Genomic DNA, 16816 nt, shown 5'->3' with positions numbered 1-16816 from the left:
ATTAGGAAATATTCTGATAGCAAGAAGAATAAATCGCTATTTTCACATTAAAAAATAACGGGAAAAAAGTTAATTTTGAAGAAAACTTCGAAGTGTTTCGCGAAGAAAAAATTAGTTTAAAAGCAGGCGTACGCCTGCTTTTTATTATTATTATAATCCAAAAAATAGAACAAGCCATTTTGCAGTCTCATATGCCACATCAGGTGGAAGTCCGGCTTTTATAAAAATTGCAGCAATTCCTTTTTCTTGAACATTTTGAACTTTTTCAATGTAATTTGCTACTTTATAAAAACCGTTTTTCGCCTTTTTGGCATATTTTTTACCAATCACTTTAGCTAACGGCTTTTCCAAGTATGTACCTGATTTACGGAGTGCTTGTACAGCTAATTTTTTGGCTAACGCCGAAGCCCAATGCTGAGTATGGAAACTCTTTGATGATTTAGGATTATAATGAGCGCCATTATTTAAAAACATATGAATTTCTTTTTGAGATAGTTGTCCTACAGTTGGATAGCTAACAGTCTGGGTGATATTTCTTTGTTGTGTCTGCGCTGTAGTAGAAGCTGCACTTACACTAGGAGCTAAACAAGAAAGCATGGTAACAGACGCTAAAGTCAGCATTGTACCTTTTACAAATTTACTTTTTTTCATATATTATCCCCCCCTTCCATTATTTTTATATCATACTAGGGAATGTTTGTAAATATAATATCCTATTTTTTAACAGGTCCTTTATTAAAAATAATCAAGATTATTCCTGATGCTATTAGACTTATAACTAAGGATGAGACATCCAATCTAAATATATTTTTTATTCCATCAATAAAAAATGACCATAAAACATATATAGTAATAGCACTTAATATAAACATTCTGAACCATCTAGGAATTGCGAGCCAAGCTTTTAAAAGTTTAGTTGAGAATTTCCCCATTTTGTTCCTCCTTAAAACTATCCGACCTTTTATCAAAATAACATAGTTAAAATCTCAACGGTAGAGGCCATAAACACAAAAAAGCAAAGCATTTGGTCTACCTTCTCATTTCTTGCTCGATCTTTTGAACCAATTTTTAGAATTTGGCGTTAGGGAATAGGTGGACAAATAAAGCACCTAGTGGCTCTCTAGCGTCAATTGTTTAAGTAACTGGAGTAAATGTGTAGTAGTAAAAAAATAAATGAAAAAGAAACAAAAAAAATACCAAGGGCGTCAAAACCCTTGGTATTCCTATGATGCGGCCGAGAGGACTTGAACCTCCACGGGGTTGCCCCCACTAGGCCCTCAACCTAGCGCGTCTGCCATTCCGCCACGACCGCATGATATGTTGTTTTTAAAGTGCGGGTGAAGGGACTCGAACCCCCACGCCGTAAAGACACTAGATCCTAAGTCTAGCGCGTCTGCCAATTCCGCCACACCCGCGTGAAAAAACAATGGTGAGCCATGAAGGACTCGAACCTTCGACCCTCTGATTAAAAGTCAGATGCTCTACCAACTGAGCTAATGGCTCAAATATAATGGCTGGGCTAGCTGGATTCGAACCAACGCATGACGGAGTCAAAGTCCGTTGCCTTACCGCTTGGCTATAGCCCAACATATGAGAAATGACCCGTACGGGATTCGAACCCGTGTTACCGCCGTGAAAGGGCGGTGTCTTAACCACTTGACCAACGGGCCATATGAAGTCAGCATCATATTTTCCTAATGGCGGAGAAGGAGGGATTTGAACCCTCGCGCCGCTTACGCGACCTACACCCTTAGCAGGGGCGCCTCTTCAGCCACTTGAGTACTTCTCCATTGGCTCCACAGGCAGGATTCGAACCTGCGACCGATCGGTTAACAGCCGATAGCTCTACCACTGAGCTACTGTGGAATGATCAGACTCATTTTATTATAAATATGTCGACAAAATGTGTCAAGAAGAACAATTGTCTTTATGGCTCGTCTTGCGACGGCTTTTATAATTTATCATAGACAAGCCTGATCAGTCAACCCTTTTTTATGATTTCTTTTATTTTCCCTCCGCACTTACCGCAAACATAACGGCTTGTATCCATTTTCCGCTTTCTGAGAAACGTTTGTCCGCATGCGTCGCACTTGTATGTGCGTACTTTTCTTTGCGGCTTTTTCTCTCCTGCGAGCGGCGTGCAGAATCGCGGCGCACCGACTTCCTTTAATAGCGTTCTAAAATCCTTGTCACGGTGCTTGTAGCCTTTCCCTTCCAGATGGAGGTGGTAATGGCACAATTCATGCTTGATGATGCCTTCAAGCTCTTTTTGCCCGTGCTCTGTCAGGTATTTTTTATTCAGCTCGATATTGTGGGAATTCAGCAAATACCTGCCTCCGGTCGTTTTCAGGCGGCTGTTGAAGTAAGCGCGGTGCCGGAACGGTTTTTTAAAGTATGTGAGCGAAAGCTGTTCTGTCAGCTGCTGCAGTTGTTGTTCGTCCATTGCTTCGGTCCACCTCATTTTTAAAAACATTGAACAGGACAAATTCCGGGCGGCATAAACTAATACACGACACCCATACTCTTATGATAAGAGCCTGAGGAGGGATGAGCAATGCCGAATTGGCTCAAAAGCCAGATGCAGAGAGCTTTTTATGAAAAAGATCATTACCAGATTAAATTGCTGAATCAGTGCTGGTATTTTTACAGAAAAAAACACTGCTGATAGACAGTGTTCATCGGAGCCCGAATGGTCATTCTTCTGTTTCCTCATCATCTTCACCGGTCCTTTTATCATCTCACACAATGGCGCCCGTTACTCCCCAAATGGAGCTGACAGCCCGATTTCGGGGAGCATGGGCGAATGATTCTTCCGCGGAAGGACGAGCCGTTTATTCTTTTCTTTTAAACGGAAACCAGTTGGCTGAGCCGAAGATCCGAACCATCACAGGGACGAACAGCGGCAGCATGACGAATGCGTACAGCAAGAGCCCCGTCAATACAAGGGTGGCGATTTGCAGAAGCGATAAAACGCCGGACGGCAGCATCGCCGCAAAGGTTCCCGCCAAGATGACAGCGGCTGAAATAATAACGGACCCCATATTTTTCATCGATTCCGTCATCGCCGTTTTAATATCCGTTCCGCGATATTCGTTAAAGCGTTCCATCAGGAAGATCGAATAGTCCACACCAAGCGCCATTAAAATCACGAATCCAAAGAAAGGCACCGCCCAGTTGAGGCCGGGATAGCCGAAAAACGCCGTGAAAATGAACTCGGTTACACCGATGGACGCAAAGTACGTCAAGATCAACGATCCGACCAAATACACCGGCATGACAATAGAACGGAACAGCAGGACGAGGATCAGGAAGATACCGATCATCATATAGATCACCGTATTGCTGAAATCCTGGTCTGACAGCTGCTTCAGATCGGCGTTGATGCTGGAAACGCCGCCGACGCCAAACGATGCATCTTTCAAATGCGTGTCGGGAAGAGCCCGTTTTACGGACGCTTCAATGTCTTTGACATTGACAATCGCTCCGTTTCCGTACGGATTGTCTTCCAATATCACATCGATCGTCGTGATATGGCGATCGTCTGACATATAGGAATTAAACACCTGCTGAAATTGCTTGTTTTTCAGGACTTCTTTAGGGACAAACCAGCCGGACATTTCTTGATCTGATGCGTTTTTCAGCTGATCCAGGTAGTCGCCTGCCCCCATCAGACCGCTTGAAATTTTTTCGAGGCCGTCCACGCTTGAATTCAAACCTTTTGTTAATTGATCGAGCTGGCCGGCGAATTCTCCGACTTTTTCCTTCATCTTCCTTTGGCCTTCGGCGACATCACCCGCGCCTGATTCGAGCTTAGGCAGCGAATCGGCGAGCTGTCCCTGCCCCTTCGATGTCTCTTCAAGCCCTTTTTCGATTTGGCCGAGGCCGTTGATCAGAGCATCGATTTTGCTTGTGTACACTTTTTGCTCTTCCTGCGCTTTTGCGATAAATACGTCTGCTGCTTCAAGCTGCTTTTTCGCGTTTGCCGCCTGTTTCGTGTAAACGGCCGCTTTCTGTGATCCCTGCTTGATTGCCGATGCAAGCTCTGTGTAAGAGCCTTTGATCGCTAAATAAGAAGGATTCTCCTTCACTTCGGGAATTTCGCTTTCAAGATTTTTGAAATGTTGATTTGTCTGCTCGATCATCTTTTGCACGTCAGCCGTTATGCCTTGGGCATTTTCGGCTTGAGACAACGCCGCTTTCAAGATTTTCGATATTTCTTTGTAACTTTCGATTTGTTCATTTAATTGCTCGACCTGCGCCGTCAGCTGTTTTTTCGCAGTTTGAATTTCTTTTTTCGCCTGAGCGACGCCTTGTTTGCTTTTGTCTGTACCGTCCTTCAGCTTTCTCATATTGGCTTCAACGTCGCTGATGCCGGCTTGGATCGATTCGGTTCCTTTGATCAGCTGGTTGATTCCTTTTCCGGACGCTTCGATTTGCGGCTTCTGATCCGCGATCGACTTGCTCGCCTCAGCGAGCCCGTCTTTGATCTTTTTCAGACCTTTATTGCCGCTCTCAAGCCCATTATTCAGCTCATTCGCCTGTGTTTTGACGTACAGGTCGCTCAGCCCTTTTCCGACCGGACGGGTCGCACTGCGGACTTTGCTGACGCCGTTTGTCTGTTCAATGGCGCGGCTGATTTTTTCAATCGCGATCAGCCCGTCATTGGTATCGAGCGCATCCGATGTTTTGAGCACGACCGTGACCGGCAAAGATTCCCCCGGCCCGAACTTGTCGGAGATGGTGTTAAAAGCGCTGACGGATTCGTATTGATCTCCGATTTCGTCAAGGCTGTTATAGGAAAGTGTTCCTTTATACATTAAGATCGGCGGAACTGCTACGGCCGCTACGATCAACAGGCTGATCAGCGGCTTACTGAAGGCGAAACGGCCGGCGGTTTCCCATAGCTTTGACTGCGGATGCCCGACATTTCCTCTGACGGGCCAAAACAGCACTTTTCCCAAAACAGCCATGAAAAACGGCACGATCGTCAGAAGCGCCAAAATCAAGACCGCGACACCAACCGCTACTGCGACCGCAGACTTGTAAAGCTGGAATTCAGCGAAGCCGATGCAAGTAAAACCGATCAAAACGGCGAATCCGCTGAACAGAACGGTTTTCCCCGCCGTTTTATACGTTGTCAGGATAGCTTCAATCTTGTCTTTCCCGTGGGCAAGCTCTTCCTTAAAACGGCTCAAAAGAAGAATGCAGTAATCCGTCCCGATTCCGAACATGATCGCCACCATGAAGATTTGCGTAAACGTGGACAGCGGAAAATCAGCGTATTCGACAAGATAGGCGACGACGGACTGGCTCACAAGGTAGGAAAGCGCGACCGCCAAAAGCGGAACAAAAGGCGCAACCGCAGAACGGAAGACGAGAATCAATACGATTAAAATAAAACCGACCGTAATATATTCGGTCTTCTTCAGGCCTTCCTGTGAGCTTGTTATAACATCATCATCAATGAGCGGCTGCCCGGTCATCTCGTAGTCAAGGTTTAAAGTTTTAAGCTTTTCATTTACTTTTGCTTTAAAATCGGCCGCACTGATTTTGTTTGCATCAAATGTGACAGGTACAAGCAGCGTCGTTCGATCCTTTGACAACAGCTGCTTTTGAATATCCTCATCCGCGTCAAAGTATGATGTGATATCTGAGACGTGGAGGGAGGAATCCTTTTCTAAAATGGTGATCGCTTTTTTTAAAGCTGCTTCCCGATTCGGCAGGAGCTGTTTGTCCTGAAATACGACGACAACCGATTTGTCCGTATCCCCGTCTTTTGACATTTGTTCGAGAAGCTTGTTCGCGTAAGAAGACGGATAGCCTTCAGGGACCGCTATCTGGCCCTTCTCCTTTGTTAATTGCCCCATATCGGGCGCCGTGATGAATAAGACGGCGGCCATTGCAAGCCAGAGCGCCGCAATGATCCATCTCGCCTTTATAATCTTTCTCATTGACGTTTTATTCCTCCTCTATGAGCTGTGCGGGTTTTTCATTTTAAAAAAAGACGGCTGATTGCTGCCGTCAGACAAAACCTTCGTGTTTTGCTGATCAACAAGAAAGCCGTCGCGGCTTTCTAATACATTAGTAAATCGTTCTTTTAAAACTCCAATTTCCTATTTCACGGCCGAACCGCTTAAGGGGAAATGCACTAAATTCATCGAATCCATTCTTTTTGTAAAACGATCGATTTAAATTCGTGTTGGTGATTAAAGTCAGGATTCCGCCTCCGTTTCTTCGTATGAAAGGGATCAGGCAGTCATTGATCATCTTGCTGCCGAAACTTTTGCCCTGATGGAAGCGGGAGACCCCCAACACCTCCAAATACCATTTCTGCTCTTTGATGGCCTTGTACGATCTTTTGGCCTCTTCCGCCACATTCACCATATTCCATACCGCGGAAAGACCCCCTTTAACGAATAACTTTATTCCTCCGGCTGATATATAATCCATCACCCCAACGTCTGGATCATCCCGATGTTTTAAGAGGGCCGCGGTGACGATTTCACCTTTTACAACACCGATAAAACACCCCTGCCTATTGATATATGCCTGAGTGATGACTTTATGCAGTTCATAAAAGAATTCGGGGTTTTTCTTTTCGGGTCTTACAAGCATCTCCATAAACGGATAGTTGTCAAAATACTCATGAAACAATTGTGCCACCTCGTCCAAATGATCAGCTGAAGCCAGACGATATTGAATCATTGAAAACCTCCTCAAAAATATGAACAGCTATTGATTAATAAACACATGTTCATTATAATTTGAAGCAAAAGCGATGTTCAATCGGCAATCGTGATTGAGCTGTTCATTAATGAACAACACTTGAAAATTTGTCTATAAACGGAGGGCAAAACGATGGAGGACAGAAGATCAATCAAGACGAAAAGAGCGATAAAAGTGGCTTTTTTAAAGCTGCTCCATGAGAAAGAAATCAATAAAATCACCGTTTCCGATTTATCGAGGCGCGCGGATTTAGGACGCGGAACCTTTTATCTTCATTATAAAGATATTTTTGACTTGTATGAACAAATAGAAAATGAATTGTTTGATCAGCTGGGGAGATTTTACGATGATTATTTTCCGAGCGAAGATCCGCACAATTTGCTCACCTTCATCGAAAAAACGACCGAATATATTTATCAAAACGCTGCGATCTTCACTTTATTGACGAAACCGAAAGGAAACATTTTGACCATCAATAAATTTAAAGACTTTTTCCAGAGAAAAATTTTCGAAGAATTGAGCATGATAGAGCAATCGGAAAACGAGGTTACATGTGATGAAATGGAAATATCGTTTGTCGTCTCGGGAGTGGTCGGCGTTTTGGAGGAATGGATCAATGAAGGGATGGTTCAGACGCCGGCTCATGTGGCAGGCGTCGTCCACCGCATTCTGTTAAAAATCGGTGTATAAAAGATCAGCCCGCCGGAGAAACAAAGCTCCGGCAAGCTGGACTATCGATCCCTCACCATTGATAAGGATACCCTTCCTTTTGCAGCGTCGACATCTTCCACCCATACGGTCACGATGTCCCCGACCGACACCACGTCAAGCGGATGCTTGACGAAGGAATGGCTGAGCTTGGAAATGTGGACGAGCCCGTCCTGTTTCACGCCGATGTCGACAAATGCCCCGAAGTCAACGACGTTCCGCACTGTCCCTTGCAGCTCCATCCCTTCTTTCAAGTCCTCCAATTGAAGCACATCGGTTTTTAAGAGCGGCTTAGGGACTTCATCCCTCGGATCGCGCTCAGGCCTTGTCAGCTGGGCGCATATGTCTTTCAGGGTGATTTCCCCGATTCCAAGCTGTTCAGCTGCTTCAGAAATATTCAATTCATTGATTTTATCCTGAAGCTCTCTTGTGCCGATTTCGGCTGTTGACAGGCCGAGCTTTTTCAGAAGCTCTCTCGTCTCTTTATAGCTCTCAGGGTGGATGCCCGTGCGGTCGAGCGGTTCACCGCCGTCAGGCACCCTTAAAAAGCCGATGCATTGCTCATACGTTTTCGCGCCCAGGCGCGGAATGTCTTTCAGCTCTTTCCGGCTCGTGAATTTTCCGATTTCATCCCGCTTTTTGACGATGTTGGCCGCGACTGTTTTCGATAGTCCGGCTACATATTGCAAGAGCGCGGCTGACGCCGTATTCACGTTGACGCCGACTTGGTTGACGACGGTTTCCACCACGAAGCGGAGCGAATCGTTTAGTTTTTTCTGGCTGACATCGTGCTGGTACTGGCCGACACCGACCGACTTGGGATCGATTTTGACGAGTTCGGCGAGCGGGTCCTGGAGTCTGCGTGCGATCGACACGGCGCTCCGTTCTTCAACCTGCAAATCCGGGAATTCTTCCCTCGCAAGCTCTGATGCCGAGTAGACGCTGGCTCCCGCTTCATTGACGATCAAATAGTACACCTTTCTGTCGATGTCCTTCAAAAGATCGGCGATAAATTGTTCCGTCTCTCTTGATGCCGTTCCGTTCCCGATGGCGATGACCTCAATTTGAAAGTCTTTGATGATGCGTTTCACTTTTTCAATGGCCGCGCTTTTTTTATTGACGGGAGGGTGCGGGTATATGACATCAATCTGGAGCATCTTTCCCGTCTCATCGACAACTGCAAGCTTGCAGCCCGTGCGGAATGCCGGGTCGACGCCGAGAACGAGCTTTCCTTTCATCGGCGGCTGCAGCAGCAATTTGCGCAGATTCTCGGCAAAAATGTGAATCGCTTGATCTTCCGCCTTTTCCGTCAATTCTTTTCTGATTTCTCTTTCGATGGACGGCTGAATCAGGCGCTTATAGCCGTCTTCGATTGCGCTTTTCAGCACATCTTCAGCACTTGTTTGCTTGTGTTGTAAAATCCGTTTTTCCAAGTAAGCTTGAATGCGGTCTGCCGGCGGCTCGACCGACACTCTCAAAATCTCTTCTTTTTCGCCGCGGTTAACCGCAAGCACGCGGTGAGGAACGATTTTTTGAATCGGCTCTTCATATTCATAATACATTTCATAGATTTTCTTCTCATCCGCTTCGGCGTCTTTCGCCGCGGATTTCAGCGTTCCTCTTTTAAAAGTCTCCTGCCGGATCCACTTTCTGTATTCCGGTTCGTCTGAGATCCGTTCCGCCAGTATGTTTTTCGCTCCTTCAAGCGCTTCTTCGGCGCTCATGACTTCCTTTTCTTCATTTATGTATTTGCGTGCTTCGGCTGTTACGTCTTCGTTGCGCGGGAGCGAGATGATGAAATCAGCCAAAGGTTCAAGGCCTTTGCTTTTGGCGATCGTCGCCTTTGTTTTTCGTTTTTGTTTAAATGGTCTGTATAAGTCTTCAACTTCCTGGAGCTTGTCCGCTTTTTCTATATCGAGCTTCAGCTGTCCTGTCAGCTTACCCTGTTCGTCGATCAGCCGGATGACTTCGTCTTTCCGCTGATTTAAATGCTGGATGTATCCCCAGCGTTCGGAGAGTGTTTGAATTTGGACTTCATCCATGGAGCCCGTTTGTTCTTTGCGGTATCTCGCGATAAAGGGAACGGTGTTGCCGTCCTCTAACAATTGAATGACACTCTCGACATGCTTTGGCGCAAGCCCTGTTTCTTTTGCGATTTGTTTGACGATTAACGCTAAAGTATCCATTGTAGCCTCCAAAAGAATGTTGTCTTCTTAGTGTACCAAAAGAAACAGAAAAACACCTATATCAAAGGGCAGCTTCTTTAAAAAAGCTGTCCGATGATATAGGTGAGATCGTCTTTTCCCATTAGTGTGTATGATTCAAGCTGATTCGATATATCTCCAGGTGTGTGGTGCTGTTTTAAATAAGACCGGAGGGCGGGTACCTCCAATCCGTCTGAATAAATGATGAATCTTGATCCTTTTTCATACGTGTAGGTGAATGTTTTGTATGTTTGCGGTTTTCCCGACATGTATCCCGTCACAGGGAGAGGGTGGATATATTTGTCCGAAGGAGCGTACAAGATAAAGCGGATATTGCCTACAGAGCTGTAAGCGATCGTTCTTGTTCGAAAATCGGCTTTTAAAATCGCCACAGTTGCGCCGCGTTTATGTTTCAGCTCTTGATTGCACCGTTCCATCAAGCTTGCGACTTCTTCATGACCGTGCGCTTCGACAACTTCGCTGATGACCGCGGAAGATTCTTGTGCCATCGCACCGCTGCCTAGCCCGTCGGCCAGCGCGCACACCATGGTTTCGTCAGTCGCATGGAAATAAAAACTGTCTCCGCAGACGGCTTTTCCTTCTTTAGGAAGCTGATAAACAAGCGCTTGCATATGTTCATTCGACTCAGTCCAAATCATGGTTTAAGCTCCATAAACGGATCTTCAGCCAAAGCTTCCCGCAGCTTTTTGACAGCTTTGCGCTGCAGCCGTGAGACGTGCATTTGCGATATGCCCAGCATGTCACCGGTTTCTTTTTGGCTTTTGTTTTGAATGTATGTCAGCTCAATGATTTGCTTTTCGCGGTCGGACAGTACGTGCAAGACACTTTCAAGCATCAGCTTTTGGTTCACCTTTTCATAGCCTTCCTCCTGCGAGCCGACGATGTCGAGGATCGTCACCGTGCTGCCGTCTGCATCCGCTTCAATGCTGTGATCGACGGAAAGCGCCTGATAGCTTTTGCCCATCTCCATCGTTTCCAGCACTTCTTCTTCTGTGACGTCAAGAAACTCGGCAATCTCATCGACTTTTGGGGACCTTTGCGTTTCATTCGTTAAATGATCCACCGCCATTTTAATTCTCGGCCCGAGCTCCTTGATCCTTCTCGGGACGTGGACGCTCCAGGTTTTATCACGGAGAAACCGTTTGATTTCTCCGATAATGGTCGGAATCGCAAACGCTTCAAACGATTTTCCCACATCGGGATCATAGCGTTTGATGGCTCCAAGCAATCCGAGCATCCCAACCTGGCATAAATCTTCATGAAAGCTTTTTCCCTTTGAATATTTTTTGGCGAGTGTTTCCACCAGATTTTTATAAGTCTGAACAAGGGTCAGCTGAGCGTCTTCATCCTGGCTATCCTGATATTTTTTGATCAGCGTGTCGACTTCGGTTTTAGTTAGTTTCGTAGTTTTGGACGGTTGTGCCATCATCAACTCGCTCCCTGTTTAAGAACTTTGTCATCGAGACGGTTACGCCTGAATCAATCTGGACACGCACTTCATCCATGAGCGTCTCCATTAAATATAAACCGAGCCCTCCTTCTGACAATTGATCTACCGTATGCTCAGGGGAATATGGCCCCAGCCCTTTCTGTTTATCCTGAATATCAAAACTGTCTCCCTGATCTGCGACGATGATTTCGAGGCGGTCTTCAAACACGCCGAATCTGACGGAGACCTCTCCTGTTTTATCTGCTTTATAAGCATGCTGCACAGCGTTTGTGCACGCTTCGCTGACCGCAATTTTCAAATCTTCGATGTCATCATAAGAATACCCCATCTTGCTTGCGATCCCCGACAAGGTTAAACGAATGATTCCTACGTATTCAGGTTTGGCAGGTGACTTCATTTCAATGTAATCAGCTGCTCTCTTCATTATAATCCACCCTCTGACTTTCCAGAAATATCGATGATGTCCTTTAAGCCTGTAATATCAAACAAACGGATCAAACGCTCTGACAGATTTTCAAGCACTAAAGAACCCCCAGTTCTGTTTACCGCTTTGTAAATGCCGACAAATACACCCAGCCCTGTACTGTCCATATATGAAACATCTTTCAGAGAAACTTTGAGATCTTTTCCTTCTTCCGCGAGCGGCATCAGCTTATCCCGCAAAGCCGGGGCCGTATGCACGTCAATTTCGCCCGCCACTTTTACTTCTATCACATGGTCATTTTTTTTCATATCAACTGCCAAATTCACAATATCACCTCTGGTTCTCTTAATGAGCTACTGGTTTATTACCCAGCGAAGAGAAACTTTAAACCTTTCTTTTGAAAACAATGAGAGTAAAATCGTCATGAAGCTGAAAATCCTGAAGCTTGAGCAGATGTTCGTATATACAGTCAATCATTTGCTGAGCCGGTTTCTCCATATGTAAAGTAATCAGGTTCTGCAAGTCAGACCGCTCCAAAAATCCGCTGTCTGTCCGGCATTCGGTTACACCATCTGAAAAAAGAACGATCATATCGCCAATATCCAGTTTTTGCTCGTACTGCTCATAGTCGTATTGTGATGAAATGCCAAGAACGAGGCCCTTTGCGTTTAAATCGTAAAATTTATTTTCCCTGCAAGAATAATAAAAGCCAGGTTCATGACCGGCAGATGAAAACGTAAATAGGTGTTTTTGAAGATGATAATTGCCATAAAACATTGTAATAAACATGCTAGGGTCCACATTTTGTTCGACGACCCTGTTCAGGTTTTTCAGCACCTGTGAAGGAGACGTGCCCGAATCCGGCAAAGAGTCCATTGCATATTTGATCATCGACATGCATAACGCGGCCGGTATTCCTTTTCCGATCACATCTGCAATGGCGATGTTAATCGATTCCTTGTCCCGCACAAAATGATAATAATCACCGCTCATTTGCTTAGCCGGAAAACTGACCGCCCCGATTTCGAGCGCTTCAACTTTCGGAATCGTCGTCTCGAGCAGCGTTTGCTGGACATTCGCGGCAATTTCGATTTCCGATTTAATTTCCTGCTGAATTCCTCTTAATGTCTGATGTTCTTGATAGGCCAAACCGTATCCAATCATCACTTCAATTAAAAAATCGAGAGAATGGAACACATGGTCCGGAAGATCCGGATATAATTCAGACAGAACTTTTCGGTGTATGCTGATAATCTCTTCCGGCGGCACTTGATGTTCAATCGTTTTTCTGCTGAATTTCTGTCCCTGATAAAGGGATGTCTCTGTTAATTCAGATATATATCGGCTAAGCAGCTGTCGATAGCGCTGCTCAATCACTTCCCTGAAATCCATTCCTTCCCTCCTACCGCAGCCACTTTATGGCTTGTATATCCGTTCCGTTTTCCGCGTCCGAATGCAATTCAAATTGGTCCATCAGACGCTTTACTCCCGGCAGGCCCGCTCCGAGACCGCCTGAGGTTGAAAAACCGTCTTCCATCACTTTTTTGATGTCAGCGATTCCCGGCCCCTCATCCTCCGCTACGATTTTCAACCCCTTTTTTCCTTCTTCCTGAACCTGTTCGATGCAGATTCGGCCTTTTCCGGCATACAAATAAATATTACGCGCCAGCTCTGAGATGGCTGTTGTGATTCTGGCCTGGTCCACTGTGCCGAACCCCAGTTCTTTTGCGACATTTCGCCCGAGCTGTCTGGCGGCCACTATGTCCCATTCTGTCAAAATCTTTACACAGGATTGGTCTGCCATAATTATTCCTCCAATTCCCGCTGCAATGTCTCGAGCCCCTTTTCGAGATCGAGCGCCGTCTCGATCTCGTCCAAAGAAATGCCGAGTTCAATCAATGTCACCGCAACAGCCGGCTGGATGCCAGTCAGAACGACTTTGGCGCCCATCAGTTTTGACATTGTAATAACATCGCCAAGTACTTTGGCGATGAATGAATCGATGATGTCCACCGAAGTCAGATCGATCACCACTCCGTTCGAACCGGTTTCATATATTTTGTTCAGCAGGTCCTCTTGAAATTTCAGAGCGGTTTGGTCATCGAGCTCCACTTGAATGGATACCAATAAACAGTTATATAACTTCAAAATTGGAATGTTAGGTACCCTCAAAGATTATTCCTCCAATGAAACGATTTTTCTGTCTGTCATTTCCAATGCGGTTTGGATTCCTTTTTGCAGGGTATTTTTTGTAATAACCTGAGTTAAATCGATTCCCAAATTCACAATCGTCTGCGCGATTTCCGGGCGGATTCCGACGAGCAGGCATTTAGCGCCGACCAGTCTGACGGCTTCGGAAGCCTGCATGATGTGGTGTGCGACCATCGTATCGACGACAGGCACGCCCGTAATATCAATGAGGACGACTTCAGACCGGTGTTTGACGACGCCGCTCAACAGGTTTTCCATAATCTTTTTGGCCCGATCCGTGTCGATCGTGCCGACGAGAGGCATCACCGTAATATTTTCAAAAACCGGGATCAGCGGCGCCGAGAGCTCCTGTAATGCGACCTTTTGAAGAGCGACGGTTTTCTCCCAGGAGATCGCATACTGATTCAAGATTTCGCTGTTGATCGGTTCGATAAATTTATCGATTTCCCAAATCAGATCATAGCACTGCTGATCTTCCGGGACGTCCTTGTTCATTTCATAGTACAGGTGCTTCCAAAAAGCTGATAATCCCGACGACAGAAGCTTCAGCGGAACGCCGAGCTGTACGGCTTTTGAAGAAAACTGGTAGATGGTGTCGATCGATTTTTCATTCCCGTCTCCGGACTCATTCATGAGGATATGAATGTATTCATTGCTGATCGTCTCGTACATGTGTTCAGTCAGCTTCACGTTTGTCATGTTGCTGTTTAAGTCTTTCAGAATATCAGCCAAATTCCCGGCCAGTACATTTTGGTGTTCCGAGATAAATTTTAACACTGCTTGATTCGACATGTTCATCCCCCTAACTACATCTCATAACATTTTTTGGACTAACAGTTCCATTATATCGTTTGTTATTTTTGAACACAAAAAAAGTTGCTCTTTCGCCTCGAGCAACTTTCATTCATATTAAAAATCAATGAGTGCCAAACTGATTTGTAAGGCTTCGTTGACCTTTTCCATCATTTCATCATCGAGATGAGTGATTTTGTCCGTTAATCTTTGCTTGTCAATCGTCCGAATTTGTTCGAGCAATATAACGGAATCTCTTTCAAAACCGTAGCGTTTCGCATCAATTTCGACGTGGGTAGGTAATTTTGCTTTCTGTATTTGGGCTGTTATGGCTGCAACAATAGCAGTTGGGCTGAAGCGATTGCCGATGTTGTTTTGAATCACTAAAACCGGGCGCACCCCGCCTTGTTCTGAGCCAACAACAGGAGATAGGTCAGCAAAATAAACATCGCCGCGTTTAACAATCAAATGATTATCCTCCGCTTACTAAGCGCTCTACTGTGTTTTCAGCCTCATACTCTGCAAATTGAGCCTCAGAAGAGATGTTCAAATTAATCTTGGCCATCTCCATATAACCGCGTCTCATCGATTCCCGAATTTGTCGATTTTTGCGCTCGCGCAAATACATTTTTGTGGCTTGGTAAATCAGTTCATTTCTGCTCCCGTTATCTTGCATGACGACACCATCCAGTTCTGATACTAAAGCTTCTGGCAAGCGAATCAATATTTCAGTTGTAGCGCTGGATTCAGACAAAAACATACACCTCCACCAAACTTACGGATACAACACTCTATCCATTCCATCCATAATGATATCATTATTCTTTTCGCAAGCAAAGTTGTTTTTCCGCTAATTCATCAATTTTCAGGATTGATCAGGCAAGATCGGATTCCTCATTTCCATTATACTCCCATTTTCCAAAAACATACGGGGCACCCTTGAACTTATCATACAGGTAATTTCATAATTGATCGTCTGCAAATGTTGGGCGATTTCGTCGACCGAAATCCATTCGTCTTTTTGCTTCCCGATCAAGGTAACCTTTGTGCCGACAGGGTATTCTTCGGCGAGGGAAATCATAAACTGGTCCATGCAGATTCTCCCTGCTATTTTTTGGCGTTTTCCGTCGATCAGCACTTCCGTTCCGGCCAGACGCCTCAGCCATCCGTCAGCATACCCGACAGGGACTGTCCCGATCCATTCGTCGCGCTTGGCCGTATATGTCGCCCCGTAGCTGACACTCTCGCCTTTTTTGATTTTTTTCACATGGGTGAGTTCGGTATGAAGCGAAAACACTTCCCGCAGACGGAACGGCAGCTCGTCTTTTATTTCGGTTGACGGCGCCAAACCGTACATGCCGATGCCGAAGCGGACGGCATTAAAGAGCTGTTCCCTGAAGCGCAGACCCGCGGCGCTGTTCGACGAATGCACCATTAAACGGTCAAGCGGGAGAGGGCTGATCAGTTCTTTAAAGCGGTCAAGCTGCAAGTCGAAATAATCGGTGTCCTTTTCGTCCGCCGTCGCGAAATGAGTGAACACGCCCGTACAATTGAGTTTATCGCTCGATTCGGACATCTCCATCATTTCTTGGATCTCTTCTTCCGTTTTGCAGCCAAGGCGGCCCATGCCCGTGTCGATCTTCAAATGATATTCAAGAGCAGCTTCAGTCTCACCGAGAAAACCGAGCACGTCTTTCAGCCAGCCGGCGGAGTAGCCCGTCACAGTAATGCGCTTTTCCGCGGCAATGCCAGCATATTCGGGCGGCACTGCACCGAGGACAAGAATCGGTTCTTCAATCCCCTTCGCTCTCAGCGAAAGCGCTTCATCCAGTAAAGCCACAGCAAGAATGGACGCCCCTTCTGCAAGAGCCGCCTTCGCTACCTGTGCATCCCCGTGTCCGTAGGCATTCGCTTTAACGACGGCCATCAAGTGGACATGCTCACCGATGTGCCGTTTCATATTACGCACGTTTTCTTTTAAAGCCGTTAAATCGATTTCGGCCCATGTCTTTCTATAGAATGGTTTTAAGCTCATCATGACACTTCCTGTTCCTTGTTTCAATCGTCCTTCCCATCATACTAAAAAGTTCGGAGAAAGGGAAATTTTGTACGGGAACAACTGCCCAGAACAAGAGAAAAATTGCTGGAACGCTATACATTTTACGGAAAAGCTGTCGAAAACATACGCTTGCGCCGCAAATATAAATAATAACCACCCGTGCTAACGGGTGGTTTTCTCTGCGGCTGAAAGCCTTTGTTACTGACCAAACCCTAAAGGGG

Annotated in this window: 18 protein-coding genes and 7 tRNA genes; 2 read left to right on the top strand and 23 right to left on the bottom strand. The window is 45.8% G+C overall.

Annotated elements, in window-relative coordinates; genetic code table 11:
* Window positions 1-150: 150 nt before the first annotated feature.
* The 9 genes from QMZ64_RS18775 to QMZ64_RS18735 all read right to left on the bottom strand — a co-directional run bounded on the left by QMZ64_RS18775 (window position 151) and on the right by QMZ64_RS18735 (window position 2443).
* Complete coding sequence (locus QMZ64_RS18775; protein ID WP_265627778.1) at window positions 151-651, bottom strand: hypothetical protein; 501 nt, start codon at window positions 649-651, stop codon at window positions 151-153.
* A gap of 578 nt (window positions 652-1229) precedes the next feature.
* Window positions 1230-1312: transfer RNA gene (locus QMZ64_RS18770), tRNA-Leu, on the bottom strand.
* Between the two features lie 20 nt (window positions 1313-1332).
* Window positions 1333-1415, bottom strand: a tRNA-Leu gene (locus QMZ64_RS18765).
* A 12-nt stretch (window positions 1416-1427) separates the two neighbouring features.
* Window positions 1428-1503 (bottom strand) — tRNA-Lys (locus QMZ64_RS18760).
* Between the two features lie 8 nt (window positions 1504-1511).
* Window positions 1512-1586: transfer RNA gene (locus tag QMZ64_RS18755), tRNA-Gln, on the bottom strand.
* 12 nt (window positions 1587-1598) lie between these two features.
* A tRNA-Glu gene (locus tag QMZ64_RS18750) sits at window positions 1599-1670 on the bottom strand.
* 28 nt (window positions 1671-1698) lie between these two features.
* Window positions 1699-1789: transfer RNA gene (locus QMZ64_RS18745), tRNA-Ser, on the bottom strand.
* A 2-nt stretch (window positions 1790-1791) separates the two neighbouring features.
* A tRNA-Asn gene (locus QMZ64_RS18740) sits at window positions 1792-1866 on the bottom strand.
* A 115-nt stretch (window positions 1867-1981) separates the two neighbouring features.
* Entirely contained in the window at window positions 1982-2443 is a 462-nt protein-coding gene (locus QMZ64_RS18735; RefSeq protein WP_165426114.1) for a SprT family protein, read from the bottom strand.
* A gap of 111 nt (window positions 2444-2554) precedes the next feature.
* Between QMZ64_RS18735 and cmpA the strand changes: the two genes are divergently transcribed.
* Window positions 2555-2665, top strand: coding sequence for a cortex morphogenetic protein CmpA (cmpA, locus tag QMZ64_RS18730; protein WP_023857852.1), 111 nt, complete (start codon window positions 2555-2557; stop codon window positions 2663-2665).
* Between the two features lie 166 nt (window positions 2666-2831).
* On the opposite strand, the gene QMZ64_RS18725 is transcribed toward cmpA, so the two are convergent.
* Both QMZ64_RS18725 and QMZ64_RS18720 read right to left on the bottom strand, forming a co-directional pair.
* The gene (locus tag QMZ64_RS18725) at window positions 2832-5951 is read right to left on the bottom strand and encodes an MMPL family transporter (RefSeq protein WP_301441517.1); all 3120 of its coding nucleotides are present in this window, start codon (window positions 5949-5951) and stop codon (window positions 2832-2834) included.
* 130 nt (window positions 5952-6081) lie between these two features.
* The gene (locus QMZ64_RS18720) at window positions 6082-6705 is read right to left on the bottom strand and encodes a GNAT family N-acetyltransferase (RefSeq protein ID WP_265627780.1); all 624 of its coding nucleotides are present in this window, start codon (window positions 6703-6705) and stop codon (window positions 6082-6084) included.
* Between the two features lie 153 nt (window positions 6706-6858).
* Here QMZ64_RS18720 and QMZ64_RS18715 point away from each other — a divergent pair, with 153 nt between their 5' ends.
* A complete protein-coding gene (locus QMZ64_RS18715; RefSeq protein ID WP_265627781.1) occupies window positions 6859-7416 on the top strand; it encodes a TetR/AcrR family transcriptional regulator in 558 nt (185 codons plus the stop codon).
* A gap of 41 nt (window positions 7417-7457) precedes the next feature.
* Here the strand turns inward: QMZ64_RS18715 and QMZ64_RS18710 are convergent, their stop codons facing one another.
* The 12 genes from QMZ64_RS18710 to alr form a co-directional block, all read right to left on the bottom strand.
* Entirely contained in the window at window positions 7458-9620 is a 2163-nt protein-coding gene (locus QMZ64_RS18710) for a Tex family protein (RefSeq protein WP_265627782.1), read from the bottom strand.
* A 77-nt stretch (window positions 9621-9697) separates the two neighbouring features.
* On the bottom strand, window positions 9698-10297 hold the full coding sequence (locus tag QMZ64_RS18705; protein ID WP_165426110.1) for a PP2C family serine/threonine-protein phosphatase: 600 nt from the start codon (window positions 10295-10297) through the stop codon (window positions 9698-9700).
* Window positions 10294-11085 carry an RNA polymerase sigma factor SigB gene (gene sigB, locus QMZ64_RS18700; protein WP_023857858.1) on the bottom strand — a complete coding sequence of 264 codons (792 nt, stop codon included), beginning with the start codon at window positions 11083-11085 and terminating at the stop codon, window positions 10294-10296. Before sigB ends, QMZ64_RS18705 begins: the two co-directional genes overlap by 4 nt.
* A complete protein-coding gene (gene rsbW / locus QMZ64_RS18695; protein ID WP_165426109.1) occupies window positions 11051-11533 on the bottom strand; it encodes an anti-sigma B factor RsbW in 483 nt (160 codons plus the stop codon). Before rsbW ends, sigB begins: the two co-directional genes overlap by 35 nt.
* On the bottom strand, window positions 11533-11859 hold the full coding sequence (locus QMZ64_RS18690) for an anti-sigma factor antagonist (RefSeq protein ID WP_243944265.1): 327 nt from the start codon (window positions 11857-11859) through the stop codon (window positions 11533-11535). Before QMZ64_RS18690 ends, rsbW begins: the two co-directional genes overlap by 1 nt.
* Window positions 11860-11917: 58 nt before the next feature.
* Window positions 11918-12925 carry a PP2C family protein-serine/threonine phosphatase gene (locus QMZ64_RS18685; protein WP_265627783.1) on the bottom strand — a complete coding sequence of 336 codons (1008 nt, stop codon included), beginning with the start codon at window positions 12923-12925 and terminating at the stop codon, window positions 11918-11920.
* A gap of 10 nt (window positions 12926-12935) precedes the next feature.
* Window positions 12936-13337: an anti-sigma regulatory factor gene (locus tag QMZ64_RS18680; protein ID WP_009330126.1), complete on the bottom strand. Its 402-nt coding sequence runs from the start codon at window positions 13335-13337 to the stop codon at window positions 12936-12938.
* A gap of 2 nt (window positions 13338-13339) precedes the next feature.
* Window positions 13340-13705, bottom strand: coding sequence for an STAS domain-containing protein (locus QMZ64_RS18675; RefSeq protein WP_243944263.1), 366 nt, complete (start codon window positions 13703-13705; stop codon window positions 13340-13342).
* A gap of 3 nt (window positions 13706-13708) precedes the next feature.
* A complete protein-coding gene (locus QMZ64_RS18670; RefSeq protein WP_243944262.1) occupies window positions 13709-14536 on the bottom strand; it encodes an RsbT co-antagonist protein RsbRA in 828 nt (275 codons plus the stop codon).
* Between the two features lie 117 nt (window positions 14537-14653).
* On the bottom strand, window positions 14654-15004 hold the full coding sequence (gene ndoA, locus QMZ64_RS18665; protein ID WP_003179128.1) for a type II toxin-antitoxin system endoribonuclease NdoA: 351 nt from the start codon (window positions 15002-15004) through the stop codon (window positions 14654-14656).
* 4 nt (window positions 15005-15008) lie between these two features.
* On the bottom strand, window positions 15009-15290 hold the full coding sequence (locus QMZ64_RS18660; RefSeq protein ID WP_006638778.1) for a CopG family ribbon-helix-helix protein: 282 nt from the start codon (window positions 15288-15290) through the stop codon (window positions 15009-15011).
* Window positions 15291-15401: 111 nt separating this feature from the next.
* Window positions 15402-16571: an alanine racemase gene (alr, locus tag QMZ64_RS18655; protein ID WP_265627784.1), complete on the bottom strand. Its 1170-nt coding sequence runs from the start codon at window positions 16569-16571 to the stop codon at window positions 15402-15404.
* Between the last annotated feature and the right edge of the window lie 245 nt (window positions 16572-16816).

The sequence above is a fragment of the Bacillus sp. LB7 genome (assembly GCF_030449715.1).
Lineage (GTDB): Bacteria > Bacillota > Bacilli > Bacillales > Bacillaceae > Bacillus > Bacillus paralicheniformis.
The sequence above is the reverse complement of the archived record's forward strand: the minus strand, read 5'-3'. Positions and strand labels throughout refer to the sequence as shown.

What these genes read in the sequence shown, in the direction of transcription:
- QMZ64_RS18775 (WP_265627778.1), bottom strand. Translation starts at nt 651, where the DNA reads ATGAAAAAAAGTAAATTTGTAAAAGGTACAATGCTGACTTTAGCGTCT.
- QMZ64_RS18735 (WP_165426114.1), bottom strand. Translation starts at nt 2,443, where the DNA reads ATGGACGAACAACAACTGCAGCAGCTGACAGAACAGCTTTCGCTCACA.
- cmpA (WP_023857852.1), top strand. Translation starts at nt 2,555, where the DNA reads ATGCCGAATTGGCTCAAAAGCCAGATGCAGAGAGCTTTTTATGAAAAA.
- QMZ64_RS18725 (WP_301441517.1), bottom strand. Translation starts at nt 5,951, where the DNA reads ATGAGAAAGATTATAAAGGCGAGATGGATCATTGCGGCGCTCTGGCTT.
- QMZ64_RS18720 (WP_265627780.1), bottom strand. Translation starts at nt 6,705, where the DNA reads ATGATTCAATATCGTCTGGCTTCAGCTGATCATTTGGACGAGGTGGCA.
- QMZ64_RS18715 (WP_265627781.1), top strand. Translation starts at nt 6,859, where the DNA reads ATGGAGGACAGAAGATCAATCAAGACGAAAAGAGCGATAAAAGTGGCT.
- QMZ64_RS18710 (WP_265627782.1), bottom strand. Translation starts at nt 9,620, where the DNA reads ATGGATACTTTAGCGTTAATCGTCAAACAAATCGCAAAAGAAACAGGG.
- QMZ64_RS18705 (WP_165426110.1), bottom strand. Translation starts at nt 10,297, where the DNA reads ATGATTTGGACTGAGTCGAATGAACATATGCAAGCGCTTGTTTATCAG.
- sigB (WP_023857858.1), bottom strand. Translation starts at nt 11,085, where the DNA reads ATGGCACAACCGTCCAAAACTACGAAACTAACTAAAACCGAAGTCGAC.
- rsbW (WP_165426109.1), bottom strand. Translation starts at nt 11,533, where the DNA reads ATGAAGAGAGCAGCTGATTACATTGAAATGAAGTCACCTGCCAAACCT.
- QMZ64_RS18685 (WP_265627783.1), bottom strand. Translation starts at nt 12,925, where the DNA reads ATGGATTTCAGGGAAGTGATTGAGCAGCGCTATCGACAGCTGCTTAGC.
- QMZ64_RS18680 (WP_009330126.1), bottom strand. Translation starts at nt 13,337, where the DNA reads ATGGCAGACCAATCCTGTGTAAAGATTTTGACAGAATGGGACATAGTG.
- QMZ64_RS18670 (WP_243944262.1), bottom strand. Translation starts at nt 14,536, where the DNA reads ATGTCGAATCAAGCAGTGTTAAAATTTATCTCGGAACACCAAAATGTA.
- alr (WP_265627784.1), bottom strand. Translation starts at nt 16,571, where the DNA reads ATGAGCTTAAAACCATTCTATAGAAAGACATGGGCCGAAATCGATTTA.